Consider the following 23263-nt stretch of genomic DNA (forward strand, 5'->3'; position numbering starts at 1 on the left):
CACACTATTTCCGGGGACCCCGGAAATAGTGTGAACAGGCCCTATGCCGCAGCGGCCTGCGGCACGCGCTCTTCGACCATGCGGGCGGCGAGTTGCGCGGCCAGTTCCAGCTTGCGCAGGTCGCGCTGGCGCAGCGACAGGTCGGCGTCGAAGCTGAAGGCGTAGAAGGTGCCGTAGATGCGGCCATCGTTCAGCACCATCGGCGCGCTCAGGTAGCAGCTCACGTTGGCCGGGACATGCATCGCCTGCTTGCAGAAGGCGAGTTCCAGCGGCTGGGTCTTCTCGTCGATGAACTGCGCGCCTTCGCCAGCCGCGTAGCGGCGGAAGATCCGGCGGCCGTCGCGCACTTCGCAGGCAAAGGCGGCGTCGAACTGCTGCTGTTCGCGCAGCAGCTTGAGCACCTGGTGGACCGCCCGGTGAACGTTCGGATCGCTGTGCGTCGAGGTGGCGATCAACAGCTCCGACACCTGCACGTCCAGCGCATCGGGGGCGTAGTCGAGGTCGGAGTTTTTGTCCATGGAGGGCTATTCACAATCTGTTGCAGCTGACGTATTTGAAACCATATTCCTGAAAATGAGAACTATGGTTTCTTTTTCTGTCGTGCTTATGTCACGAAAGTAGTACCTACGTTTTCTGTGGTCCAAGTCCGACCCTGGGCATGTCCGGGAGGCGGGCCCCCGCTGTGAAGCGCGGTTGAACGGCCCATATGGCTTCCCCCAGAGGGCGTCCAGGTTCTAGACTGCGAACGATCCGATCGTCCTGAAGGCCTTTCTCATGTCCATTCCCACCACCCGTCTCGGCCGCACCGGCCTCACCGTGTCGCGCCTCGCGCTGGGCACCATGACCTTCGGCCTGCAGACCGAGGAATCGGTCTCGCACGCGATCCTCGACAAGGCCACCGAGGGCGGCATCAACTTCCTCGACATCGCCGACGTCTATCCGCTGGGCGGCGGTCTCGAGCACGCGGGCCGCACCGAGGAGATCGTGGGGCGCTGGCTGAAGGCGCAGGGCCCGGCGCGGCGCGGCGACTTCATCGTCGCGACCAAGGCGGTCGGCAAGATGGGCCCGAACGCCTGGGACCAGGGGGCGTCGCGCAAGCACCTGCTGTCCGCCATCGACGCCTCGCTCAAGCGGCTGCAGCTCGATCACGTCGACCTGTACCAGCTGCACAGCGACGACCGCGAGACGCCGCTGGACGAGGCCATCGAGGCCATGGACACCATCGTGAAGTCCGGCCGCGCACGCTACATCGGCGTGTCCAACTTCCTGGCCTACCGGCTCGCGCGGGCGCTGGGCCGCGCCGACTTCCTGCGCCTCACGCGCTTCGTCTCGGTGCAGCCGCGCTACAGCCTGCTGTTCCGCGAGATCGAGCGCGAGCTGCTGCCGCTGGTGGGCGAAGAGGGCCTGGGCGTGATTCCCTACAACCCGCTCGCGGGCGGCCTGCTGACCGGCAAATACCAGCCGGGCTCGAAGCCGCGGGAGAACACGCGCTTCACGCTGGGCACGGCCGGCGCGATGTACCAGGACCGCTACTGGAACGAGCGCAGCTTCAACGCCGTGCAGAGCCTGCATGCGGTGGCCGAAGAGGCCGGCGTGCCGCTCGCGACGCTGGCGGTGGCCTGGGTGCTGGCCAATCCGCTGATCACCGCGCCGCTGCTGGGCGCGAGCCGGCCCGAGCAGCTCGACGCCACACTGGCCGCGGCCGAGTACAAGCTCGACCCTGCGCTCAAGTTGAAGCTCGACGAACTCACGGCCGAGTTCCGCAAGGGCGACGCGCCGCGCTGAAGGCCCTCAGGGGCGCGCAGGCAGGGCCAGGATCGCGTCGGCCACGGCGGCGATGCCGGCCGGCGTGAGGTCGGGCGCCGTGACCCGCTGGCGCTGCGGCCAGGCCGCGAAGTGGCGCTCCTGCGAGCGCGCGTAGTGCGGGTCGTAGTGCAGCGCCATCAGTTCGGCGAACAGCGGCGGCAGGTCGCCCGCCCGGGCCCAGGCCTGCCAGCGCTGCACGGTTTCCTTGCCCTGCATTTCCTTGAGCCGGCCCAGCGTGTCGGCCAGTGCGTCGCGATCGTTGCCCAGGTAGGCGTAGTCGCGCAGCAGGAAGTCCAGCCGCGCCGCGGGCGTGGCCTCGACCTCGATGCAGTGTGCGGCACGCATGCGCGTGACCAGCGGCACCGGCAGCGCGATGCGGCCGATGCGCGGGCTCTCGCCCTCGAGGTACAGCGGCCGCGCGAGGTCGAGCGTCTCGAACACGGTCGCGATGCCGGTTTCGAAATGCTTCTGCGAAGGCTGCGGCACGCCCGGCCAGGCGCCCAGCAGCGATCCCTTGTGGCGAGCGGCATGCTCCAGGTCGAGCACCTGCGCGCCGCGCGCGGCCAGTGCCTCCAGCACGCGCGTCTTGGCGCTGCCGGTGGCGCCGCAGATCACGCGCAGGTCGAGCTGCGGACACAGCGCGTCGATCTGCGCCAGCACATGGTGGCGAAAGCTCTTGTAGCCGCCTGCGAGCTGCTGCGCGTCCCAGCCGACCAGGCGCAGCCACTGCACCATCGCGCCACTGCGCAGGCCGCCGCGCCAGCAGTACACCAGCGGCTTCCACGATGCGGGCCGGTCGGCGAACTGTTCGCGCAGATGGCGCGCGAGGTTGGCCGCCACCATCGCACCGCCCACGCGCCGGGCCTCGAAGGCGCCGGTCTGCTTGTAGATCGTGCCGACGATGCGGCGCTCCTCGTTGTCGAGCACCGGGCAATTGATGGCGCCCGGAATGTGGTCGAGCGCGAACTCGGCCGGCGTGCGCGCGTCGATGACCGTGTCGAAGGCGTGGCGGTCGCTCACGCGCGTGGGTTGATGGTGCTTGGAAGGCCGGTCATGCATAGGCCGACCCTAACCCACGCCGCAGGCGGGCGCTCATGAAATCGACCAGCGCCACCAGGCCGAACATCGCCATCAGCACCGTCATGGCCTGCTGTTGCTGGAAGATCGACAGGTGGAAGTACAGCAGCTGGCCGAGCCCGCCGCCGCCCACGAAGCCCAGCACCGCGGCCATGCGGATGTTCATCTCCCAGCGGTAGAGCGTGTAGGCCACCCATTGCGGCAGCACCAGTTGCAGGCTCGCATAGACGAAGGCCGACACCGGGCCCGCGCCGGCCTGCACCAGCGCGTCTTCGGGTGCGCGCGGCGCGTTCTCGAGCCCTTCGGCGAACAGCCGGCCCAGCACGCCCGTGGTGTGCAGGGCCAGCGCCAGCGCGCCAGCGAAAGGGCCGATGCCTGCGGCCAGCACCATCAGCGCGGCCCAGACCAGTTCGGGCACGCTGCGCAGGAAGTTGAGCACGAAGCGCGACAGCGGCTGCGCCACGCGGCTGAAGAGGCCGAAGCGACCCGAGGCCGGCAGCGCCAGCACGGCGCCTGCAGCCGCGGCCAGCAGCGTGCCCAGCGCCGACACGGCCAGCGTCTGCAGCGCGCCCCAGCCGGCCTTGGCGAGGAAGTCGGGCGAGACGTCGGGCGGGAAGAATTCGGCGATGAACTTGGCCATCAGGCGCATCGATTCACCGGTGAACAGCGCGCGGTAGTCGATGCCGAGGTAGACGAAGCTCGCGACCACGGCCGCGAGCACGCCGACGGCCACGATCTGGCAGCGGATGCAGGGCGGCGGGGCGGGCGGCAGCGTCGTCATGCGAGCAGCTTTCGCAGGGCGTTGCTCAGCGCATCGGCCAGCAGCACGAGTGCCAGGAACACCAACAGGATGCTGCTGGCCTCGCCGCCGTTGAGCATCTTCATCGACTGGTCCATCAGCTGGCCCAGCCCGCCCGCGCCGACGAAGCCCATCACCACCGACGCGCGCACCGCGCATTCCCAGCGGTACACGGTGTACGAGGCCAGCTCCTGCGCGCCGTTCGGCAGCAGGCCGTAGCACAGCGCGGCGATGCGGCCGCTGCCGGCCTCGAGCAGCGCGCGGGCCGGGCGCGTGTCGGTCGACTCGAGGATCTCGGCGTAGACCTTCCCCAGCATGCCCCCGTAGGTGATGGCCAGCGCCAGCACGCCCGCGGCCGGGCCCAGCCCGAGCGCGCGCACGAAGATCAGCGCCCACACGATCTCGGGGATGGCGCGCAGCACCATCAGCAGCGAGCGCGCGGCTTGGCGCACGACCATCGCGCGTGCGCCGCCCGGGCCGGGCCCGATGCGCGAGACCGACAGCGCGCGCGTGCTCACGAAGGCCAGCGGCACCGCGATCACCAAGGCCAGCGCGGTGCCGGCCGTGGCCATGGCGAGCGTCTCGAGCGTGGCGCGGGCCAGCAGTGCGAGGAAGGCGGGCGAGCCCTCGGGCGGCAGGAAGCCCGCGAGGAAGCCGCCCATCACCGCGAGGTTGCCCGAGGTGAACAATGCCCAGGGTTTGAACTCGGCCAGCACCCCCATCGGCCAGGCGATGACCAGCGCGACGATCCCCCAGGCCACGCGCGTGCGGGTCCGCGGGTCGCGCCGGGGTGTCGCGCCGGCGAGGCTCACGGGCAATCGGGCCGGCGGAAGGCGGCCTCGGCGACGCCCTGGGGTGCGGCGTCCGAAACCGGCGGCCCGCCTTCGCTCGCATAGAGCGCGATCAACATGGCCTGCGTCACCTCGGCGGCCGGGCGGTCGAACATCACGCGGCCGTCGCGCATGCCGACAATGCGCGGAAACCAGCGCAGCGCCAGGTCGACCGCATGCAGCGACGCGACCAGCGTGGCGCCCGTGGCCTCGCTCTGCGCGACGAGCGTGCGCACGGTGCCGTCGGCCAGCGTGGGGTCGAGCGCCGACACCGGCTCGTCGGCCAGCAGCAGCGCGGGCCGCTGGTAGAGCGTGCGCGCGATGCCCACGCGCTGCAGCTGCCCGCCCGAGAGGCGATCGCAGCGGTCGAACAGGCGGTCTTCCATCGCCACGCGGCCGAGCGCTTCGTGCGCGCCTTCGATGTCGGCGGGATGCAGCAGCGAGCGCAGCGCGCGCGCTGTCGACCATTGGCCCAGCCGGCCGGCCAGCACGGCCGACACCACGCGCAGCCGCGGCGCGATCGGCGGCGCCTGGTGCACGGTGCCGATGCGTGCGCGCAGCTGACGCAGCGATGCGGCCGACAGGGTCCAGGGCGATGCGCCCAGCGTCTGCACCGTGCCTTCGCCGGGCCGCAGCGCGGCGCCCAGCACGCGCAGCAGCGTGGTCTTGCCGGCGCCCGAGGGACCGATGACCGCGATGCGTTCGCCGTCGCGCGCGGCCAGCGTCACGCCCTGCAGCGCGCGCTGGCCGTTCGGGTGGACCAGGCCGACCTCGGCCAGGGTGAAGCTCACGGACCCGTCACTTGATCAGGCCGGCCGACTTGCCCGCGGTTTCGATGCCGTCGTAGTTCGAGGATTGGGTGGCGATGAACTTGCTCGCGCGCTGCAGGTCCATGATTTCCTTGTGCGCCGGGTTCGCCGGGTCGAGCTTGAGGAAGGCCTCGGTCAGCTTCTTCTGCAGCGCCGGGTCCAGGCCCGGGCGCACGGTCCAGTTGTAGTCGTAGTAGGTCGGGGTGGTGGCCAGCACGCGCACCTTGGCGGCGTTGGGGTTCTTCGATTCGACCAGCTTGTCCCAGACCGAGGCGTTGAGCACGCCGGCCTCGGCGCGCGAGGCGGCCACGAAGGCCACGGTGGCGTCGTGCGCGCCGGAGAAGGCGACCGTCTTGAAGTCCTTCTCGGGGTTGATGCCGGCCTGCAGCAGGAAGTAGCGCGGCATCAGGCTGCCCGAGGTGGAGGAGGGTGCCCCGAAGGCGAAGGTCTTGCCCTTGAGGTCGGCCAGCGACTTCGCCGTGCTGTCGATCGGCACGATGAACTTGCTGGTGAAGACCTCGTCTTCGGCGCGCTGCACGATCGGCACCGCACCGCCGTTGGTGCGGATGCGGGCCTGCACGAAGGTGAAGCCGCCCAGCCAGGCCAGATCGATCTTGTTCGTCGCCAGGCCTTCGACCACCGCCGCGTAGTCGGTCACGGGCGTGAACTGCACGTCCATGCCGGTTTCCTTCTTGAGGTAGCTGCCCAGCGGCGTGAACTTGCGCTGCAACTCCGTCGGCGCCTCGTCGGGGATGGCCGAGACGCGAAGCACCTGGGTCTGCGCGAACACGCCGCAGGCGGCGAGAGAGAAGGACAGGGCGAGCGTCAGCCGGGCGAAATTCTTCATGGAGGTACCTTGGTTGGCGTGCAGGACAGGGAAGGGCCGATTGTAGAAAGCGGTGTCGCTTCCCGATAATCCCCGCATGAACCCCACGCCCATGAACCCGCTCGCGCCGCTGCGCCTGACCAGTTTTTCCCACGGCGGCGGCTGCGGCTGCAAGATCGCGCCCGGCGTGCTGTCGGAGATCCTCCGCAACAGCCACGCCGGATTCATCCCGCCCGAACTCATGGTCGGGATCGAGACCGCCGACGACGCGGCCGTGTACCGGCTCAACGATACGCAGGCGCTGATCGCGACCACCGACTTCTTCATGCCGATCGTGGACGACCCCTACGAGTTCGGCCGCATCGCCGCCACCAACGCCATCAGCGATGTCTACGCGATGGGCGGCAAGCCCATCATGGCGCTGGCGCTGGTCGCGATGCCGATCAACCAGTTGCCGATCGCGGTGATCGGCGAGATCGTGCGCGGCGGCCAGGACGTGTGCCGCGCGGCCGGCATCCCGATCGCGGGCGGCCACACCATCGATTCGGTCGAACCCATCTACGGCCTGGTCGTGATGGGGCTGGTGCATCCCGAGCGTGTGCGCCGCAACGCGGGCGCGCAGCCCGGCGACGTGCTGGTGCTGGGCAAGCCGCTGGGCGTGGGCGTGCTGTCGGCGGCGCTCAAGAAAGAGCAGCTGTCCGAAGCCGGCTACCGGCAACTGATCGACACGACCACGAAGCTCAACACGCCGGGCATCGCGCTCGCGCAGCTCGACGGCGTGCACGCGCTGACCGACGTGACCGGCTTCGGCCTCGCCGGCCACACGCTCGAACTGGCGCGCGGCGCGGGGCTCACGGCGGTGATCGAATGGTCGAAGGTGCCGTTGCTCGCGGGCGTCGAAGCGATGGCGGCCGAGGGCTTCGTGACCGGCGCCTCGGGCCGCAACTGGCAGGGCTACGGCGCCGACGTGGCGCTGGCCGACGGCCTGCCCGCGACGGCGCAGAGCCTGCTGAGCGATCCGCAGACCTCGGGCGGCCTGCTCGTGAGTTGTGCACCGGACGCAGTGGAGGCGGTGCTGCAGGCGTTCCGCAGCGAGGGCTTCGCGCAGGCGGCCGTGGTGGGGCGGACCGAGGCGGGCGCGGCGGGCCTGAAGGTCGTCGCCTGAGCGGCCTTCAGCGCGCCTTGCGCGCGCTTTTCCGCGCCGGCGTGCGCGGCGTCTCCGGGCTCGGCGTCGCGATGTCGGCGTGCGCCTGTTCGACCCACATCAGCGTGTCGACGTAGCCCATGAAGCGGTGCAGGTAGGCCGGCGACAGCTCGCGCATCAGCAGCAGCGAGCGGTGCACCAGGTGGTGCGAATTCAGCGGGCCCGCGTTCTCGGGCACCTTGGCCAGCGACTGCGTGAGCTGGCGGTCGGCATTGAGCCGGGTCCAGGTGGTGCGGAAGTAGCCCAGCGTCTTGAGCTCGGGCATGCCGCCCAGGCTGCCGGGCGCGTGCGTGTCGGTCGCGGCATGCACGGCGATGTGCGCGGTCAGCGCGGCGAGTGCACCCGGGGTCGCAATATCCGCGGGAGCCGGTGCGACGGGGGCCTGCCCGGTCCGCGACGCATAGGCCGCGATCAGCGCCTCGAGCCGCTGGTCCAGGTGTCGGCGTGCCGCCCCGTGGTGCGCCGCCGTCCGGCGGGCCATGGCCTCGATCAGCCGGAAGCGCACCGGGTCGAGCCGGTGCGCACCGTCCGCGCGCCAGGCCGCCAGCCGTGCACCGACGTCTTCTTCGTTCACGGCTTCTTCGCCGCCACCGCGCTCGATGGGCGGGGCGTCGGCGCCATCTCCACGCGCCGGTTGCGCGAGCGGCCGTCGGCATCGGTGTTCGACGCGACCGCCTGCTCGGCGCCGAAGGCCGCGGCGAACACCGAGGCGGCGGGCAGGCCTTCCTCGATCAGGGTCCGGGTCACGGTCAGCGCGCGCTGGGCCGAGAGTTCCCAGTTGTCGGCGAACTGGCGGTTGCCGCCGCGCACCTGCCGGTTGTCGGTGAAGCCGCTGACCATCAGGATCTCGTCGCGCGAGCGCAGGTAGGCGGCCACGGGCTCGGCCAGGCTCTTGAGCAGTTGCCGGCCCTCGGGCTGCAACTCGGCCGAATTCAGGTCGAACAGCACGCTCCCGCTGATGCCGATGCGCCCGTTGGTCAGCGTCACGCGGCCCGCCGCCAGCGGGCCCGCGAGCGCCTGCTCCAGGGTCTGCAGGCGTTGCGCTTCGGCCTGGCGTTGCTTGACCTCGGCTTCGAGGCGGCTCGTGAGGTCGAGCTGCATGCCGATCACGCCCACCAGGATCAGCACGAAGGCGCCCAGCAGGCCCGACATCAGGTCGCCGAAGACGGCCCAGACCGGCACCGCCGGTTCGACCTCGGCTTCGATGTCCTCGCTCATCACGCTTCGCTGCCCGCGGCCATGCGCTGGCCGGCGATCTGCTGCAGGTCTTCGACGATCTGCTTCTGCGACAGGATGCTCAGGTCGATCACCTCGCGCGCCTGCGCCACGTAGTAGGCCAGCTGCTCGTCGCTGCGCGTGAGCGACTTGCCCAGGGCGGCTTCGATGCGCTGCAGTTGCGCACCCAGCTTGTCGTTCGATTCGGAGAACAGCTGGACCGCGAAGCCGAAGGCCTCGCCCAGGCTGGCCACTTCGACCGCGCTGCCGGTGATCTGCGCCGCCACCTCGGCCATCTTGCCGGCCTCGGAATCGACCTGGTCGGTGAAGCGCGCGCCCACGCGGTCGAGCAGGTCGGCCGAGGTCGACACCAGCGCATCGATGGCGCCGCGCTGTTCGGTCGACGCATGGTTGACCGCCTCGAGCAGGGTCTCGAGCGTGCCGAGGATGCGGCTGCGTTCCTCGAGCATGCTGTTGTCGCGCGCCATGCCTTCGCTGAGCTTCTGGCGCAGCTCGGTCATCACCTCGGCCGCGGCGCGGGGCGCTTCGGACGCCAACTGCACCAGCTGGCCGATCTCGGCGATGGTGCTCTTCGTGTGGGCTTCGGTCTGCGCGGAAATCTCGGTCGCGGTGCGGGCCAGCGTGTCGCAGATGGCCTGCTGCTGGGTCTCGCTGCGGGCGCCGGTCTGCGCCCACTGCGCCTGAAGCGAAGCGGCCATGGCTTCCAGTGCGCCGGTCCAGGCCGTGAGCCGCTGCTGGTCGCTGGCCGCCAGGCCGGCCTGCAGGTCGGTGTGTGCCGTGTCGACCGTGCGCCGCAGCGAGGCCGCATGCTGTTCGAAGGCGGCCGATGCCGCGGTCAGTGCGCGTGGTGCTTCGGAGGCGGCCTGCATCAGCTGGCCGATCTCGGCGAGGGTGCTGCGGGCCTGCGCCTCGGTCTGCGCGGAGATCTCGGTGGCGGTCTTGACCAGCGTGTCGCAGATGGCCTGTTGCTGGCGCGCGCTGCGCTCGCCGGTCTGCTGCCACTGCTGGTCGAGCGATGTGGCCATGGTGTGCAGCGAAGCGGTCCAGGCGGCGAGCCGCTGTTCGTCGCTGGCGGCCAGGCCCGCCTGCAGTTCGGTGTGCGCCGTGTCGACCGTGCGCAGCAGGGACGCCGCGTGCTGTTCGAAGGCGGCCGATGCCGCGGTCAAGGCGCGCGGTGCTTCGGCGCTGGCCTGCATCAGCTGGCCGATCTCGGCGAGGGTGCTGCGGGCCTGGGCTTCGGTCTGGGCCGAAATCTCGGTGGCGGTCTTGACCAGCGTGTCGCAGATGGCCTGCTGCTGGCGCTCGCTGCGTTCGCCGGTCTGCAGCCATTGCTGTTGCAGCGATGCGGCCATCGCTTCCAGTGCGGCGGTCCAGGCGGCGAGCCGCTGCTGGTCGCCGGCGGCCATGCCGGCCTGCAGCTCGGCATGGGTGCTGTCGACGGTGCGCAGCAACGAGGCCGCATGCTGCTCGAAGGTGGCCGAGGCCGCGGCCAGCGCGCGCTGCGTGTCGCCCGACAGGCCCTGGCTCACGCGCTCGTGCTGCGCCAGCGCGCCCTGCCAGTGTTCGGACAGGCCGCCCACCGTCTGCTCGAGACGGGTCGAGACGCCGTCCACCAGCGCCGCCGAGCGCTGCTCGAAGGTCTCGGTGAAGCGGCCCAGCGTGTCGCGCAGGTCCTGCGCCAGCGCCGCGCTGCTTTGCTGGTGGCCCGCGAGCGCCGCCTGCCAGAGCCCGGCGACGGTGGTGGTCCCGGTCTCGAGGCGGCGCGTGAGGCCGTCGAGCTGCTGCTGCATGCTGTGGCCGACGGTGTCGTGCAACGCAGCCGTCTCGCGCGCGATGCCGGCCATCGTGGCCTCGACCACCGGCTGGATGGCCGCGCTCGCGAGGCGGGCACTGTCGGTCATGCTTTCCTTGAGCGAACGGTCGACGGAGGCGGCCAGGCCCGCATAGGCGGCCTCGGTCTTGTCATGGAAGCGCTGCTGGTTCCCGATCAGCCCGTCGTTGAGCGTCTGGGCCTGCCGTTCCATCGCGGCCATCATGGCCTGCAGCCGGTCGACCAGCACGGGCAGCGTTTGGCCCTGGGCCTGCAGCAGCCGGAAGGATTCGTCGCGCTGGTGCGCGAGCGAGAAGGGGCGCAGCACGGTCGCGATGCGCGTGTCGAGCCCTTGCGCCGCCTGCAGCCGGTCGCGCCGGCACAGCGCCGAGATCAGGCCCAGCATCGCCGAGGCGGCCACGCCGGCCAGCGAGGTGCCGAAGGCCAGCCCCAGGCCCTTGACCGGTGCCGACAGCGAGGCGCGGATGGCCTGCAGGTCGGTCGCGCTTTCGAGCGCCGAGCCGGTGCCGTTGAGCGTGACCATCATGCCCAGGAAGGTGCCCAGCATGCCCAGCAGCACCAGCAGGCCGGCGAGGTAGGGCGTGAGTGCCGGGCCGGGCAGGCCGATGCGCTCGCCTTCGACGCGCAGGCGCACCGCGTTGCGCAGCGACGGGTGCAGCGGCTCCAGCCATGCGGCGAGGCTGGCCGGCGCCGCGGGCAGTTCGGCCACCGCTTGTGCCAGCGTGCCCGTGGCCTGCTGGTAGCGGCGCAGTTCCAGCGCGCCCATCACGTAGAAGGCGCCGATCAGGAGCGAGATCAGCAGCGCCAGCGGGTTGATGCCGATGTAGCCCAGGCCGACCCAGCAGACGGCGGCCAGGCCCACGAAGAAAGCGGCGTATTTGGAGAGATCGGAAAGGGATCGGGTCATGTCGGTCTGTCAGCGGGAGCGAAGGGCTTCGAGCAGCCCCTCGACCGGTTGCAATCGGATATCCAGTTCGGCAAGCAGCACCGCGTGCATGTCCTTGCCGAACACATCCAGCCAATGGGCGGCGGGAAGGCGGAGCTGGTCGTAGTCGTGATCGTCGGGCGCATCGTCCTGCAGCGCGCGTTCGGCGCGCTCGGCCTGGGCCGCCTGGGCGGCCAGTTGCGCCTGGTGGGCCTTCTGCAGGCGCTCGAAGTGCTTGCCCAGCAGCGTGGGCACGGTCGCGAGCAGGCTGTGTTCCTTCGGACCCAGCACCTGCTCCATCACCACGTCGAGGGCCGCGAGCTGGGCCATGGCCGGCGACTTCGCGGCCAGCCGGGTGCGCACGTGCGCGCGCAGCGGCGCGATGCGCGTCTCCATCGCCTGTTGCCGGGCGAGGTAGCGCCGGCGGTGGGGCGTGAAGTCGGCGGTCGTATCCATGGTGGCGTCGGCGTGGGGAAAAGCGTTCTTGTCTGCGATGGCCAGCACCAGCGCCGTCCGCACGCGTGCGAACTCCGCTTCTTCCATGCTGCCGGTGGACGCGCGTGCGCTCGATGGCGCCGGGGCCGGACTGCCGTTCATCACGGTGGACAGCGAGATGTCGTCGGTCCAGCCGAACCATTGGCTCAATCGGTCCGAGAAGGACCGCCTGGCGTCGGGAACGTCGATGTCCGTCAGTCGAGCGAGCAAGCGAACGAGCGCCGAGCCGGTGAAACTTGTGCGCTGTGACACGTGCACCCTCCCGCCGATCGAAAAACCTGGCAGTCTACACTGAGCGCTTACTCACGTAGCGGCGGCGCGGCCCTCAGCCGCTGCGCTTCGCACGGGCGCCGATGGCCCCGGTACCGGCTGCGCGCAGGATGCGCTGGAAGGTCGGGCATTCCATGTGGCTCGGTGCACGGCAGGCCGCAGCGTGCCGCAGGCCGTCTCGCATGGCCCCGAGCCGGCGGATCGTCTGGTCGAGCTCCTGGGCCTTGTCGAGCAGCGACTGTCGATCGATGTCCGGCTTGCCGTCGGGCGCGAACATCTGCGCGATCGCATCGAGCGAGAAGCCGGCCGCGCGTCCCAGCGCGATCAGCGCCAGCCGCTCCACCACGGCCGCATCGAACAGCCTCCGCAGGCCGTGTCGACCCACCGAGGCGATCAGCCCCTTGCTTTCGTAGAAGCGCAGCGCCGATGCCGGCAGGCCCGAGCGCCTGGCCACTTCGCCGATGTCCAGTGTGTGCATCCTCTTGACCTCAAGTCGACTTGAAGTTGCAAAGTCTAGCCTGCACAAACAGGAGAACGACCATGGACACCGCCCATTCCCCTATCGTCAACGCGCAGGCCGCGCTCTGGAACGGCCGCGCCGGACAGGCCTGGGTCGACGGCCAATCGATGCTCGACCGGATGTTCCGGCCCTTCGAGGACTTGCTCGCCGAGACGGCGGCCGCCCGACCCCGGCAGGCCGTGCTCGACGTGGGCTGCGGAACGGGCGCCACCACGCATGCCATCGCGCGCCGACTGGGTGCGTCCGCGCAATGCGTGGGCGTCGACATCTCGGCGCCGATGATCGTCGCGGCGCGCGGACGGAGCGGGCCCGGCGCGCGCACGGTTTTCGTGTGCGGCGATGCCCAGACCCAGCCCTTCGCGCCGGCCAGCTTCGACCTGCTGGTCTCGCGTTTCGGCGTGATGTTCTTCGACGACCCGGTCGCCGCCTTCGTGAACCTGCACCGTGCGGCACAGCCCGGCGCCGAACTGCGCCTGATCGCCTGGCGTGCCGCGGACCAGAACCCCTTCATGACCACGGCCGAACGCGCGGCGGCGCCGCTGTTGCCGGCCCTGCCGCCACGCCAGCCGAATGCGCCGGGTCAGTTCGCTTTTGCCGACCGTGAGCGCGTGGGCGCGATCCTGCGCAAGAGCGGCTGGGGCGACATCGCGATCGATCCGATCGACGTCGGCTGCACCCTGCCCGAGGCCGAGCTGGTGCGCTACTTCACCGGCCTGGGGCCGCTGGGCCTGGTGCTCCAGGATGCCGACGAAGCGACACGCATGCGTCTGGTCGACGCGGTACGCAGGGCCTTCGATCCTTTCGTGCGGGGGGATGAGGTGCGCTACGACGCGGCCTGCTGGTGGATCACGGCGCGTGCGGCGTAGGCGGCCGGGCCCTGGTCGCTACTTGTCGACCACCTGCACATCGTCGAACTGCAGCGGGCGCCCATCGGCGCTCTCGACCCCGATCCGCGCGACCGGCTTGCCGCTCTTCAGATCGACCATGCGTGAGCCGTGCTCGCCGCGTGCGAACAGATGGCCTTCGCCCCATTGCCGCAGCCCGACGATCACCGGGAACAGCGCCTGGCCCCTGGGCGTCAGCACGTACTGCTGGTAGGCCGAGCCGTCCGCCGCGGGCTGGCTTTCGAGGATGCCGTCCTCCACCAGCGCCTTGAGCCGGCTCGCGAGGATGTTGCGCGCCGCGCCCAGGCTGGCCTGGAAGTCGCTGAAGCGGCTGATGCCGTCGAAGGCGTCTCGCACGATCAGCAGCGACCAGCGGTCGCCGATCAGGTCCAGCGCGCGGGCGACCGGGCAGGTCGCGGTGTTCATTCGTTTGCGTTCGGCCATGTCGAAGGTTCCGGAAGCAGTGCGGCCGCCTGACCGCACACTGGTTGCATTTTAAAACTTATCGGCTATGCTCTGTCTGGTTTAAAAATGAAACCAATACCGACGATGCCATTGCCCCTCTCCCACAGTGACGCGCGGCCCATGCCGCGCAGCCTGGTCGCGCTGTTCGCCGGCACCAGCGGCGCCAGCGTGGCCAACGTGTACTTTGCCCAACCGCTGCTCGACACGCTGGCGTCGGACTTCGGCGTCTCGCAGGCCGCCATCGGCGGCGTCGTGACCGCCACGCAGGCCGGTTCGGTGCTGGCCTTGCTGCTGCTGGTGCCGCTGGGCGACCAGCACGATCGGCGGAGGTTGGCGCGCGCACAGCTCATGGGGCTGGTGCTGGCGTTGATCGGCGTGGCCGCCGCGCGCAGCAGCCTGGCGCTGATGGCCGGCATGCTGTGCGTCGGCCTGCTGGGCACGGCGATGACGCAGGGAATGATTGCCTACGCGGCGAGCAGCGCGGCGGCGCACGAGCGTGGGCGCGTGGTGGGCGCCGCGCAGTCCGGCGTGGTGATCGGGCTGCTGCTGGCCCGGGTCTGGTCGGGCGTGCTGGCGGACCTGGTGGGCTGGCGCGGGGTGTACCTGGGCTCGGCGGCCGTGATGGCGGTGCTGGGCGCGTGCATCTGGCATCGGCTGCCGGCCCAGGCGCCCGTCACCGCGCGCCTGCCTTATGGCCGGCTGCTGCGCTCGTCGCTGGGCCTGCTGCGCACCGACCGCGTGCTGCAGGTGCGGGGCACGCTGGCCCTGCTGATGTTCGCGGCCTTCAGCATCTTCTGGAGTGCGATCGCCTTGCCGCTCACGGCCGCACCGTGGTCGCTGTCGCACGCGGCCGTGGGCGCGTTCGGGCTGTTGGGTGCATTGGGCGCGGTGCTGGCCGGCCGTGCGGGCCGATGGGCCGACCAGGGGCGGGCGCAGCGCACCAGCGGCGTGTCGCTGTCTCTGCTGCTGCTCAGCTGGCTGCCGCTGGCCCTGATGCATCGCTCGCTCGGGTGGCTGGTGCTGGGCATCCTGCTGCTCGATGCGGGCTGCCAGGCGCTGCATGTGACCAACCAGGCGCTGATCCTCCAGCGGCCCGCCGAGGCGCACGGCCGGCTCATCGGGTGCTACATGCTGTTCTACGCCGTGGGCAGCGGCGCGGGCGCGATCGCCTCGACCGCGGTCTACGCGCGAGCGGGCTGGTCCGGCGTGTGCGTGCTGGGTGCGGGGGTGAGCCTGCTGGCCTTGCTCGTCTGGGCTGCGACCGCGTGGCCGCAAGCGGCGTCGAAAGTGCCGCAAAGCTGCACACAATAGGCGACCGATCCGAAACCCTGCGGCCCCATGCACATCGAACGCGACGACCTCTCCCGCCCCGCCATCCATGCCCTGCTCGACGAGCACTTGCGGAGCATGCGCGCGTGGTCGCCGCCGGAGAGCGTGTACGCGCTCGATCTGGACCAACTGCGCCAGCCCGGCATCAGCTTCTGGTCGGCCTGGGACGATGCCGGTGTGCTGCTCGGCTGCGGCGCGTTGAAGGAACTCGATGCGGCGCACGGCGAGTTGAAGTCGATGCGCACGCCCGAAGCGCGGCGAGGCCGGGGCGCCGGCAGGGCGATCCTCGAACACATCATCTCGGTGGCGACCGCGCGCGGCTATGAGCGCCTGAGCCTGGAGACCGGCGCGACGGCGCCCTTCGAACCGGCACAGCGTCTCTACGAAAGCGCCGGCTTCATCCGCTGCGGGCCCTTCGGCGATTACGGCGAGGATCCGCACAGCGTGTTCATGCGCTTGCGCCTGGCGTCGGACGGCAGGCCGTGAGCGCAGCCGGGCCACGCATCGGCGGTAGAGTGGCACCCATTGCAACCCCCGAGGAAGACACATGAACGCCACCCGAATCATCGCGATCGTCCTCATCGTGGCCGGCGGCCTCGGCCTGGCCTACGGCGGCTTCAGCTACACCAAGGACACGACGGTCGTGAAGCTGGGCCCGCTCGAGATCTCGGCCAAGGAGAAGGAGCGCGTCAACGTGCCGATGTGGGCCGGCATCGGCGCCATCGTGGTCGGCGGGCTGCTGCTGGTGATGGGCGGCCGGAAGGGCTGAACGCGCGGCCGGGTGCGGCCACTCGCCACGCCTCAGCCGTCGAGCACGGTGCGCGCGATGAGCCCCAGCTGGATCTCCGCCGCGCCGCCGAAGATCGTGTAGGCCCGGCTGTTGCAGTACTCGGGCACCAAGGTGTTGGCCGCGTTCCGGCCGTCGACCGGGTGGCTGCGCCAGCGCAACGCATCCCCGCCCAGCGCTTCCACGCCGAGTTCGCCGATGGCCTGCTTGAGCCGGCTCGCGCGCAGCTTGAGGATCGACGACACCGGCCCCGGATTGGCGCCGGGCAGCAATCCGCCCATGGTGCGCAGCTCCAGCCATTCGAAGGTGTCGACGTCGGCCGCGATCTCCCCGAAGCGTCGCAGCAGTTCGTCGTTCGCGGCATCGGCGGTCGGCAGGGCCTTGGCCACCCGCTTGAGCTGGGCCCGCAGGCGCGGACTGAAGATGCCCGCCCCGCGCTCGAACTCGAGCAGGTACTTGGCGCAGGCCCAGCCCGCGTTCTCCTCGCCGATGCGATCGGCCTGCGGCACGCGCACGCCGTCGAAGTGCACCTCGTTGACTTCGTGGTCGCCGCCGATGGTGGCGATCGGGCGCACGCTGATGCCGGGCAGCGCCATGTCGATCAGCAGGAAGCTGATGCCCTGCTGCTTCTTGCCTTCGCTGCGGGTGCGGACCAGCGCGAACATGCGGTTGGCGCGGTGCGCGTAGCTGGTCCAGATCTTGGTGCCGTCGAGCACGTAGTCGCTGCCGTCGGGCCGCGCGCGCAGCGCCAGTGCCGCGAGGTCCGAGCCGGCGTTCGGCTCGGAGAAGCCCTGGCACCAGTAGTCCTCGCTCGAAAGGATGCGCGGCAGGTGGCGGGCCTTTTGCGCCTCGGTGCCGTAGCGCAGGATCACCGGGCCGACCAGCCGCACGCCCATCGGATGCACCAGGGGGGCGCCTGCCAATGCGCATTCGCTTTCGAAGATGAAGCGCTGCAGCGCGCTCCAGCCGGTGCCGCCCCAGGCCTTGGGCCAGAGCGGCACCAGCCAGCCCTTGGCTTGCAGCGCTTTCTGCCAGGGCGTGGAGATCTCTGCGTCGGGGTACATCGACGTCGTGCGGCGCTGGCCATCGCGCAGCGTGTCGCTCAGGTGCGTGACGAGAAAGTCGCGGACCTCGTCGCGGAAGGCGAGGTCGGCGGGCTCGAGTTCGAGGTTCATGCGCTGTGTTCCGTGGTCGATGCGGCGCGCTCGCGCAGCGTCTGGCTGTGGGCGAAATGACCCGTCGACAGCAGCGAACGGCCGCGCTGCAGCGCATGCGATGCGCCGTCGCCGCCCTGCTGTGCGAAGGCCAGCAGCAGCCGGAAGGTCGCGGCGATGGGCAACTCCTCGCACACGCCCATCGCGCCGTGCAGTTGCACCGCCTCCTGCGACACGAAGCGCGCGGCACGGCCGACCTTGTTCTTGACCAGCGCCGCGAGTTCGGGGCCGTCGCCGGGCGACAGCGCCAGCCGCATCGAGGCCAGCTCGCAGGCCGCCTGCGCCTCGGCGCAATGCACGGCCATCTCCGCCAGCCGGTGCTGCACCACCTGGAAGTCCGACAGGGGCTGGCCGAACTGCCGGCGTTGCTGCGTGTAGGCCGTGGTCTGTGCCAGCGCAGCCTGCATCGCGCCGGTGGCTTCCCAGCCGAGCGCGACCAGCCCTTCGGCCAGCACCTGGGTCAACAGGGCATCCGCGTCGTGCGCATCGTCGGGGCCCAGCAAGGTCGCCGCCGTGCCCTCGAACACGATGTCGGCCGCGCGGCCGCCTGCGAGGGTGTCGTAGGCATCGACACCGATGCCGTCGGCGGCCGGATCGACGAGGAACAGCCGCGTGACGCCGCCATCCGAGGCCGAGACGATCCAGCGTGCGGCGCCCGGGGCGGCGATCGCCTGGCGCTTGTCGCCGTCGAGGCGCCAGCCCTCCGGTGAGCGGCTGGCCGTCGTCCGGCGCGGCCCCCAGGGCAGGCGGTCGCCGGGCTCCCCGTGTGCCAACGCCAGGCGATGCGCGCCGGCCACCAGCGGCGGCAGCCATTCGGCCTGTTGTGCGGGCGTGCCCACGAGCGCCACCAGCCGTGCGGCCTGCAGCACCGTCGCATGCACGGGCTCGACCACCAGGTGCCGGCCCAGGGCCTGCATCAGCAGCCCGGCCTCGAGCAGGCCCATGCCCAGGCCGCCGGCCGCTTCGGGCAGCGGCAGTCCGAGCCAGCCCATCTCGGCGAACGCGCGCCAGGCCTGGGGCGATCCGCCGTCGCGGTGCAGCCCCGCCTCGCGCTGGCGAAAATCGTACTGCCCGGCCAGCCAGTCGAGTGCGCTCGACTGGACCAGGCCCTGTTCTTCGGTGAGCGAGAGCCTCATGCGCGGCGCTCCGTGGCACAGGTCCGTGGCATCAGTCGGCCTTGATCTTGGCGCTGCTGATCACGCGCGCCCACTGGTCGATGTCGCGGCGCAGGAAGCTCGAGAACTCGGCCGGCGTGTTGCCGATGATGTCCAGGCCCCAGCCCTTGAAGCGCTCGCGCAGCTCGGGCTCCTTGAGGATCTCGGCGATCTCGCGGTGCAGCCGGTCGATCACCGGCTGCGGCGTGCCCGCCGGTGCGACCAGGCCCAGCCACGGCATCGCTTCGTAGCCCGGCAGGCCGGACTCCGCCACCGTCGGCAGATCGGGAATGGATTGCGAGCGCTTGGCCGTCGTCACCGCCAGCGCGCGCAGCTTGCCGGCCTTGATGAACGGGCCCGAAGAGCCGAGCGCATCGATCATCACGCTGACCTGCCCGCCCACCACATCGGTCAGCGCCGGGCCGCTGCCGCGGTAGGGGATGTGCACCATGTAGGCCTTGGCCATGCTCTTGAACAGCTCGCCCTCGAGATGGGTCGAGGTGCCGGTGCCCGTCGATGCGTAGTTGAGCTTGCCCGGGTTCTGCTTGGCATAGGCCACGAGCTCGGCCACCGACTTCACCGGCAACTGCTGGTTGACCACCAGCACGTGCACCACCGAAGCCACCTGCGTGATCGGCGCGAAGCTCTTGACGGCGTCGTAGCCGACCTTCTCGTAGAGCAGCGGCGCGGTGCCCAGCGAGGAGGCGGCCAGCAGCAGCGTGTAGCCGTCGGCCGGCGCGCGCGCGACGAGGTCCGAGGCCAGTACGGTGCCGGCACCGGGCTTGTTGTCGACGATCACCGGCTGGCCCAGGCGCGGCGCCAGCTTCTCGGCCAGCGCGCGCGCCAGGATGTCGGTCACGCCGCCGGGCGGGAAGGGCAGCACCATCCGCACCGGCTTGTCGGGATAGGCCTGGGCCAGGGCCGCGGCGGGCGCGACCAGCGAGGCCGCCAGCGCGAGCACCGTCGCGGACACGGTCTTCATCAAGGACGTTTTCATGCTTCTTGTCTCCTGTCAGGGTTGTGGTCAAAGGATGGGGTGTCGACCAGCACCAGGGCATCGAGCGCCACGGCGCCGGCCCCCCGGGCGCGCACCTGCAGCGGGTTGATCTCGATCTCCTGCGCCTGCGCGCCGAGCGCGGTCGCGGCATCCGACAGCGCGGCGATGGCGGCGCACGCGGCCTCGACGTCGGCCACCGGCCGGCCGCGGAAGCCGTCGAGCAGCGGCCAGGCCTTGAGCGAGCGCAGCATGTCGCCGACCATCGCCGCATCGACCGGCAGCAGGCGATGGGCTGCATCCTGGTAGAGCTCGGTCAGCACGCCGCCGAGGCCGACCGTGAGCGCGGGGCCGAACACCGGATCGTGCGTCACGCCGGCGATCAGTTCCGCGACGCCGCCGCGTGCCATCGGCTGCACCAGCAGGCCGTCGATGCGCGCCGAGGCGTCGTACAGCGCCGCGGCGGCGAGCACCTCGGCGCAGGCCGTGCGCAGCGAGGCCGCGTCGGCGAGGCCCAGGCGCACGCCGCCGGCCTCGGTCTTGTGCGCGATGTCGGCGCTCAGGATCTTCAGGGCCACGGGCCAGCCCAGTTGCTGCGCCGCGCGCACGGCCGCATCGGCGTCGGCACAGACCTGTTCGGGCAGCGAGGGGACGCCGTAGCGTGCGAGCAGCGACTTGGTGTCGTGCTCGTTGAGCTTCGGCGGCAGCGTCGGCATCGCGTCGTGCGGCGATGCGGCGCGCGCTGCGGTCCGCAATGCAGCCCAGCGCGCCACTTCGGGCCGGCGCGCGAGCCAGTGGCAGTAGGGTGCGAGCGCCTGCGTGGCGCGGCCGAGGTCGTCGAACACCGGCACGCCGGCAGCGGACAGGCGTGCGCGGCATTGCGCGGCGCCGGTGTCGATGGCGACGAAGAGACGCGGGTGCTGCGCGCAGATGTCGACCAGCGTGTCCGCCATGCGGTCGAGCAGGTAGCCGGGCGCGTAGACGATCACCGTGTCGATCGCGTCGCTCTCGGCGAGCGCGGTGAAGATGGTGCGCACGAACTCGGGCTGGTTGACCACGTTGCCGGTCACGTCGACCGGGTTCGACACCATGCCGTAGTCGGGGATGCCTTCGCGCAGCGCCTGCTGCAGCGCGGGCGGCAGCGTCGGCACATCGAGCCCGGCGCCGATCAGCTTGTCGGCCAGGATGGCGCCCAGCGCGCCCGACATCGTGACGATGGCCACGCGCCGGCCACCCTCGCGCTGGCGGAAGCCGCTCAGGTAGGCCAGGTCGGCCATCTGCGCGAAGTCCGTGCCGCGGATCACGTTGAGCTGCTCGAAGCCGGCCTTGTAGAGCGCCAGGTCGCCGGCCAGTGCCGAGGTGTGCGAGCGCACCGCCTCCGAGCCCTTCTCGGTCTCGCCGGCCTTGTAGATCACCAGCGGCTTGCCTTGCGCCGCCAGCGACAGCGCGGCGTCGATGAAGCGCGGGCCGTGGCGCAGCTGCTCGACGTAGCCGATCACGCAATCGGTCTGCGCGTCCTGCGCGAGGAACGAGAGGTATTCCGAGAATTCCAGCGTGGCCTCGTTGCCGGTGTTGATGAAGTGGCTCACCGGCACGTCGAGCCGCCGGATGAGCGCGAACACGGCCGAGCAGACGTTGCCGCTCTGCGTGAGCACGCTCACGCGGCCGGGCTGCGTTTGCGGCGGCACGTTGCGGAAGACCGAGGCGAAGGCCGTGTGCGCCTGCAGGTTGAGGTTGGCGAAGCCCATGCAGTTGGGTCCGGCCACGACCATGCCGCTGCGCGCGACGAAGGCCTCGAGCGTGCGCTGCAGGGCTGCGCCGCTGTCGCCCGCTTCGGCAAAACCGGCGGCGTAGACGATGGCCGCCGGGATGCCCTTGGCGTGGCAGCGCTCGAGCATGGCCGTCACGTCCTCCGCGCCGATGGCCAGCACCACCAGGTCGGGCGTTTCGGGCAGCGACTCGATGTCGGGGTAGCAGGTGTAGCCGAACACCTCCTGGTATTTCGGGTTGATCGGAAACACCTGGCCCGCGTAGCCGAAGTGCCGCAGCAGGTCGAGCGGCATGCCGCCGATGCGGCCGGCCTGGTTGCTGGCGCCGACCATCGCGATGGAACGGGGCTGCAGCAGGGGATCGAGGCGGTGGCGTGGCGTGCCGCTCATGCCTGGGCTCCCTTGAGGATCGCGCTGGCCAGGCCGGCGTCCTTGGTCCGGCGGTACTCCTCGCTCACGTGGCTCAGCTGGTGCACGTCGAAATGCGCCGACAGCGCCTGGCGCATGCCCTGCACGTCGACCGAGCGGTTGAGCGACTTCTTGAGGATCTGCAGCGCGAAGGGCGGCGCCTGGGCGATGCGCTGCGCGAGCGCCATGGTGTCTTCGTCGAGCCGGTCGTTGGCCGTGACGCGGTTGACCATGCCCAGCGCCTTCGCGTCGGCGGCCGTGAGGCGTTCGCCGGTGAAGAGCAGCTCCTTGGCCTGCCGCAGGCCCATCACCCAGGGATGGATCAGCACCTCGGTCGCGGCGGCGCCCATGGTGTGGGTCACCGGGTCGGAGAAGAAGGCGTCTTCCGAGGCCACCATCAGGTCGCACATGTTGGCCAGCATGAAGCCGGCGGCCACGCAGGCGCCCTGCACCTGCGCGATGGTGGGCTTGGGGAAATCCCAGATGCGCATGCAGTACTGGAAATAGCGCTGTTCCTCGTAGGCCCAGCGTTCCTCGACCGTGAACTCGGCGCGTTCGGCCTGCGCCTGCTTGAGGTCATGGCCGGCCGAGAAGTGCGCGCCCTTGGCGGCCAGCACGACGACGCGCGTGGCGGCGTCGGTGCGCGCGTCCTCGAAGGCATGGTCCAGTTCGTCCAGCATCTGCTGGCTCTGCGCATTGCGCGCCTGCGGGCGGTTGAGCCAGATGCGGCGCACCGCGCCGGTTTGCTCGATCAGGAGAAGGGGGTCGCTCATGGAAGGTTCCTGCATTCAGTGAGCGCCGATGCTCATCCCGTTATGCTCATGCTGCGATCAGAAATTGAAGGAGATCCCATATCGTGAGCAAACCTATGGAAACCCCGGGGGCCCAGAACATGCGCCGCTCACTGCAGGTGCTGCGCGTGCTGGGGGCGCACCACGAGGAGGGGCTGGCGGTGAACGAGGTGGTGGCGCTCACGCAACTCGAGCGCTCGACCGCGCATCGCCTGCTCACCTGCCTGGTCGAGGAGCAGTTCGCCGAGCGGGACGCCGCCACCCGCCGCTACCGGCTCGGGCTGGAGGCCATGCGCCTGGGCTTCGCCTCCCTCAAGCGCGCGCCGCTGGTCGCGTCCTACCAGCCGCTGCTGCAACGGCTCGCGCGCATCTCGGAAGACACGGTCTTCCTGCTGGCGCGCCAGGGCGACTACACCGTCTGCCTCGCGCGGGAAGACGGCGCCTTCCCCGTGAAGATCTTCAGCACGCGCGTGGGCGACATCCGGCCGCTGGGCATCGGCGTGGGCGGCTTCGCGATGCTCGCATCGAACCCGGACGAGGAGATCGCCCGCATCCGTGCCCAGCACGCGCCGGCCTTCGAGGCCGCGGGACTCGCGCCGGCGGCGATGGGCAAGGCCATCGCGCGCACGCGCCGCAACGGTTATGCGGAATTGGTCGACACCGTCACGCAGGGTGTGGGTGGCGTGGGCGCGGTCATTCCGGATGCGGCCGCGGCCTTCGCGGCGATCTCGATCGCGGCCATCAAGCCGCGCATGGGTCCGGCACGCCGGGCCGAGCTGGGCCAGCTCATCCTGGACGCGCTGCGCACGCCGGTGTGACGCCGTGCTGCAGCGTGTGCAG

Annotated in this window: 24 protein-coding genes; 7 read left to right on the forward strand and 17 right to left on the reverse strand. The window is 70.7% G+C overall.

Annotation, left to right across the window (positions count from 1 at the left end; genetic code table 11):
- Window positions 1-41: 41 nt before the first annotated feature.
- Window positions 42-518: a hypothetical protein gene (locus tag ACSFBC_RS16775; RefSeq protein WP_435511470.1), complete on the reverse strand. Its 477-nt coding sequence runs from the start codon at window positions 516-518 to the stop codon at window positions 42-44.
- A 256-nt stretch (window positions 519-774) separates the two neighbouring features.
- Here ACSFBC_RS16775 and ACSFBC_RS16780 point away from each other — a divergent pair, with 256 nt between their 5' ends.
- On the forward strand, window positions 775-1785 hold the full coding sequence (locus ACSFBC_RS16780) for an aldo/keto reductase (RefSeq protein WP_435511471.1): 1011 nt from the start codon (window positions 775-777) through the stop codon (window positions 1783-1785).
- Between the two features lie 6 nt (window positions 1786-1791).
- On the opposite strand, the gene mnmH is transcribed toward ACSFBC_RS16780, so the two are convergent.
- The 5 genes from mnmH to ACSFBC_RS16805 are packed head-to-tail and all read right to left on the reverse strand — an operon-like array spanning window position 1792 to window position 6168.
- On the reverse strand, window positions 1792-2865 hold the full coding sequence (gene mnmH / locus ACSFBC_RS16785) for a tRNA 2-selenouridine(34) synthase MnmH (RefSeq protein ID WP_435511472.1): 1074 nt from the start codon (window positions 2863-2865) through the stop codon (window positions 1792-1794).
- Window positions 2858-3664 carry a phosphonate ABC transporter, permease protein PhnE gene (phnE, locus tag ACSFBC_RS16790; protein WP_435511473.1) on the reverse strand — a complete coding sequence of 269 codons (807 nt, stop codon included), beginning with the start codon at window positions 3662-3664 and terminating at the stop codon, window positions 2858-2860. The genes mnmH and phnE overlap by 8 nt, the downstream gene beginning before the upstream one ends.
- Window positions 3661-4494 (reverse strand): PhnE/PtxC family ABC transporter permease, encoded by an 834-nt coding sequence (locus ACSFBC_RS16795; protein ID WP_435511474.1) that lies wholly within the window; start codon window positions 4492-4494, stop codon window positions 3661-3663. The genes phnE and ACSFBC_RS16795 overlap by 4 nt, the downstream gene beginning before the upstream one ends.
- Entirely contained in the window at window positions 4491-5303 is an 813-nt protein-coding gene (locus ACSFBC_RS16800; RefSeq protein WP_435511475.1) for a phosphonate ABC transporter ATP-binding protein, read from the reverse strand. Before ACSFBC_RS16800 ends, ACSFBC_RS16795 begins: the two co-directional genes overlap by 4 nt.
- A 7-nt stretch (window positions 5304-5310) precedes the next feature.
- Window positions 5311-6168, reverse strand: coding sequence for a putative selenate ABC transporter substrate-binding protein (locus ACSFBC_RS16805; protein WP_435511476.1), 858 nt, complete (start codon window positions 6166-6168; stop codon window positions 5311-5313).
- A gap of 76 nt (window positions 6169-6244) precedes the next feature.
- On the opposite strand from ACSFBC_RS16805, the gene selD reads away from it, so the two are divergent.
- On the forward strand, window positions 6245-7312 hold the full coding sequence (gene selD, locus ACSFBC_RS16810) for a selenide, water dikinase SelD (RefSeq protein ID WP_435511477.1): 1068 nt from the start codon (window positions 6245-6247) through the stop codon (window positions 7310-7312).
- A gap of 7 nt (window positions 7313-7319) precedes the next feature.
- Here selD and ACSFBC_RS16815 read toward each other — a convergent pair whose 3' ends face one another.
- From ACSFBC_RS16815 to ACSFBC_RS16835, 5 genes are all read right to left on the reverse strand, one after another.
- Window positions 7320-7925: a DUF2894 domain-containing protein gene (locus ACSFBC_RS16815; protein ID WP_435511478.1), complete on the reverse strand. Its 606-nt coding sequence runs from the start codon at window positions 7923-7925 to the stop codon at window positions 7320-7322.
- A complete protein-coding gene (locus ACSFBC_RS16820; RefSeq protein ID WP_435511479.1) occupies window positions 7922-8569 on the reverse strand; it encodes an OmpA family protein in 648 nt (215 codons plus the stop codon). The genes ACSFBC_RS16815 and ACSFBC_RS16820 overlap by 4 nt, the downstream gene beginning before the upstream one ends.
- Window positions 8569-11325 carry a DUF802 domain-containing protein gene (locus ACSFBC_RS16825; protein WP_435511480.1) on the reverse strand — a complete coding sequence of 919 codons (2757 nt, stop codon included), beginning with the start codon at window positions 11323-11325 and terminating at the stop codon, window positions 8569-8571. Before ACSFBC_RS16825 ends, ACSFBC_RS16820 begins: the two co-directional genes overlap by 1 nt.
- A gap of 9 nt (window positions 11326-11334) precedes the next feature.
- Window positions 11335-12090: a DUF3348 domain-containing protein gene (locus ACSFBC_RS16830; RefSeq protein ID WP_435511481.1), complete on the reverse strand. Its 756-nt coding sequence runs from the start codon at window positions 12088-12090 to the stop codon at window positions 11335-11337.
- Window positions 12091-12163: 73 nt separating this feature from the next.
- Window positions 12164-12586, reverse strand: a complete 423-nt coding sequence (locus ACSFBC_RS16835) for a helix-turn-helix domain-containing protein (protein ID WP_435511482.1) — start codon at window positions 12584-12586, stop codon at window positions 12164-12166.
- Window positions 12587-12648: 62 nt separating this feature from the next.
- Between ACSFBC_RS16835 and ACSFBC_RS16840 the strand changes: the two genes are divergently transcribed.
- Window positions 12649-13494 carry a class I SAM-dependent methyltransferase gene (locus tag ACSFBC_RS16840; protein WP_435511483.1) on the forward strand — a complete coding sequence of 282 codons (846 nt, stop codon included), beginning with the start codon at window positions 12649-12651 and terminating at the stop codon, window positions 13492-13494.
- 18 nt (window positions 13495-13512) lie between these two features.
- Here ACSFBC_RS16840 and ACSFBC_RS16845 read toward each other — a convergent pair whose 3' ends face one another.
- Window positions 13513-13956: a winged helix-turn-helix transcriptional regulator gene (locus ACSFBC_RS16845; RefSeq protein ID WP_435511484.1), complete on the reverse strand. Its 444-nt coding sequence runs from the start codon at window positions 13954-13956 to the stop codon at window positions 13513-13515.
- 105 nt (window positions 13957-14061) lie between these two features.
- On the opposite strand from ACSFBC_RS16845, the gene ACSFBC_RS16850 reads away from it, so the two are divergent.
- The 3 genes from ACSFBC_RS16850 to ACSFBC_RS16860 all read left to right on the forward strand — a co-directional run bounded on the left by ACSFBC_RS16850 (window position 14062) and on the right by ACSFBC_RS16860 (window position 16075).
- Window positions 14062-15288: an MFS transporter gene (locus ACSFBC_RS16850; RefSeq protein ID WP_435511485.1), complete on the forward strand. Its 1227-nt coding sequence runs from the start codon at window positions 14062-14064 to the stop codon at window positions 15286-15288.
- A 27-nt stretch (window positions 15289-15315) separates the two neighbouring features.
- Window positions 15316-15792, forward strand: a complete 477-nt coding sequence (locus tag ACSFBC_RS16855; protein ID WP_435511486.1) for a GNAT family N-acetyltransferase — start codon at window positions 15316-15318, stop codon at window positions 15790-15792.
- Window positions 15793-15853: 61 nt separating this feature from the next.
- A complete protein-coding gene (locus ACSFBC_RS16860; protein WP_435511487.1) occupies window positions 15854-16075 on the forward strand; it encodes a hypothetical protein in 222 nt (73 codons plus the stop codon).
- A gap of 32 nt (window positions 16076-16107) precedes the next feature.
- Here the strand turns inward: ACSFBC_RS16860 and ACSFBC_RS16865 are convergent, their stop codons facing one another.
- Genes ACSFBC_RS16865 through ACSFBC_RS16885 form a run of 5 tightly spaced genes read right to left on the reverse strand, consistent with a single transcriptional unit; the run spans window position 16108 to window position 22405 of the window.
- On the reverse strand, window positions 16108-17268 hold the full coding sequence (locus ACSFBC_RS16865) for an acyl-CoA dehydrogenase family protein (protein WP_435511488.1): 1161 nt from the start codon (window positions 17266-17268) through the stop codon (window positions 16108-16110).
- Window positions 17265-18443 (reverse strand): acyl-CoA dehydrogenase family protein, encoded by a 1179-nt coding sequence (locus ACSFBC_RS16870; RefSeq protein ID WP_435511489.1) that lies wholly within the window; start codon window positions 18441-18443, stop codon window positions 17265-17267. The genes ACSFBC_RS16865 and ACSFBC_RS16870 overlap by 4 nt, the downstream gene beginning before the upstream one ends.
- 31 nt (window positions 18444-18474) lie before the next feature.
- Entirely contained in the window at window positions 18475-19458 is a 984-nt protein-coding gene (locus tag ACSFBC_RS16875; protein ID WP_435511490.1) for a tripartite tricarboxylate transporter substrate binding protein, read from the reverse strand.
- Window positions 19455-21614 carry an acetate--CoA ligase family protein gene (locus tag ACSFBC_RS16880; protein ID WP_435511491.1) on the reverse strand — a complete coding sequence of 720 codons (2160 nt, stop codon included), beginning with the start codon at window positions 21612-21614 and terminating at the stop codon, window positions 19455-19457. Before ACSFBC_RS16880 ends, ACSFBC_RS16875 begins: the two co-directional genes overlap by 4 nt.
- Window positions 21611-22405, reverse strand: coding sequence for an enoyl-CoA hydratase (locus ACSFBC_RS16885; RefSeq protein WP_435511492.1), 795 nt, complete (start codon window positions 22403-22405; stop codon window positions 21611-21613). Before ACSFBC_RS16885 ends, ACSFBC_RS16880 begins: the two co-directional genes overlap by 4 nt.
- An 83-nt stretch (window positions 22406-22488) precedes the next feature.
- Between ACSFBC_RS16885 and ACSFBC_RS16890 the strand changes: the two genes are divergently transcribed.
- Window positions 22489-23241 carry an IclR family transcriptional regulator gene (locus ACSFBC_RS16890; protein ID WP_435511493.1) on the forward strand — a complete coding sequence of 251 codons (753 nt, stop codon included), beginning with the start codon at window positions 22489-22491 and terminating at the stop codon, window positions 23239-23241.
- Window positions 23242-23263: the final 22 nt, after the last annotated feature.

The organism is Variovorax frigidus (genome assembly GCF_051216515.1).
Lineage (GTDB): Bacteria > Pseudomonadota > Gammaproteobacteria > Burkholderiales > Burkholderiaceae_C > Variovorax.

Excerpts from the sequence above, each read along its gene's own strand:
- ACSFBC_RS16875 (WP_435511490.1), bottom strand. The coding sequence starts at position 19,458 with ATGAAAACGTCCTTGATGAAGACCGTGTCCGCGACGGTGCTCGCGCTG.
- selD (WP_435511477.1), top strand. The coding sequence starts at position 6,245 with ATGAACCCCACGCCCATGAACCCGCTCGCGCCGCTGCGCCTGACCAGT.
- ACSFBC_RS16845 (WP_435511484.1), bottom strand. The coding sequence starts at position 13,956 with ATGGCCGAACGCAAACGAATGAACACCGCGACCTGCCCGGTCGCCCGC.
- ACSFBC_RS16860 (WP_435511487.1), top strand. The coding sequence starts at position 15,854 with ATGAACGCCACCCGAATCATCGCGATCGTCCTCATCGTGGCCGGCGGC.
- ACSFBC_RS16865 (WP_435511488.1), bottom strand. The coding sequence starts at position 17,268 with ATGAACCTCGAACTCGAGCCCGCCGACCTCGCCTTCCGCGACGAGGTC.
- ACSFBC_RS16880 (WP_435511491.1), bottom strand. The coding sequence starts at position 21,614 with ATGAGCGGCACGCCACGCCACCGCCTCGATCCCCTGCTGCAGCCCCGT.
- mnmH (WP_435511472.1), bottom strand. The coding sequence starts at position 2,865 with ATGCATGACCGGCCTTCCAAGCACCATCAACCCACGCGCGTGAGCGAC.
- ACSFBC_RS16820 (WP_435511479.1), bottom strand. The coding sequence starts at position 8,569 with ATGAGCGAGGACATCGAAGCCGAGGTCGAACCGGCGGTGCCGGTCTGG.
- ACSFBC_RS16805 (WP_435511476.1), bottom strand. The coding sequence starts at position 6,168 with ATGAAGAATTTCGCCCGGCTGACGCTCGCCCTGTCCTTCTCTCTCGCC.
- phnE (WP_435511473.1), bottom strand. The coding sequence starts at position 3,664 with ATGACGACGCTGCCGCCCGCCCCGCCGCCCTGCATCCGCTGCCAGATC.
- ACSFBC_RS16825 (WP_435511480.1), bottom strand. The coding sequence starts at position 11,325 with ATGACCCGATCCCTTTCCGATCTCTCCAAATACGCCGCTTTCTTCGTG.
- ACSFBC_RS16835 (WP_435511482.1), bottom strand. The coding sequence starts at position 12,586 with ATGCACACACTGGACATCGGCGAAGTGGCCAGGCGCTCGGGCCTGCCG.
- ACSFBC_RS16870 (WP_435511489.1), bottom strand. The coding sequence starts at position 18,443 with ATGAGGCTCTCGCTCACCGAAGAACAGGGCCTGGTCCAGTCGAGCGCA.
- ACSFBC_RS16780 (WP_435511471.1), top strand. The coding sequence starts at position 775 with ATGTCCATTCCCACCACCCGTCTCGGCCGCACCGGCCTCACCGTGTCG.
- ACSFBC_RS16850 (WP_435511485.1), top strand. The coding sequence starts at position 14,062 with ATGCCATTGCCCCTCTCCCACAGTGACGCGCGGCCCATGCCGCGCAGC.
- ACSFBC_RS16775 (WP_435511470.1), bottom strand. The coding sequence starts at position 518 with ATGGACAAAAACTCCGACCTCGACTACGCCCCCGATGCGCTGGACGTG.
- ACSFBC_RS16855 (WP_435511486.1), top strand. The coding sequence starts at position 15,316 with ATGCACATCGAACGCGACGACCTCTCCCGCCCCGCCATCCATGCCCTG.
- ACSFBC_RS16885 (WP_435511492.1), bottom strand. The coding sequence starts at position 22,405 with ATGAGCGACCCCCTTCTCCTGATCGAGCAAACCGGCGCGGTGCGCCGC.
- ACSFBC_RS16840 (WP_435511483.1), top strand. The coding sequence starts at position 12,649 with ATGGACACCGCCCATTCCCCTATCGTCAACGCGCAGGCCGCGCTCTGG.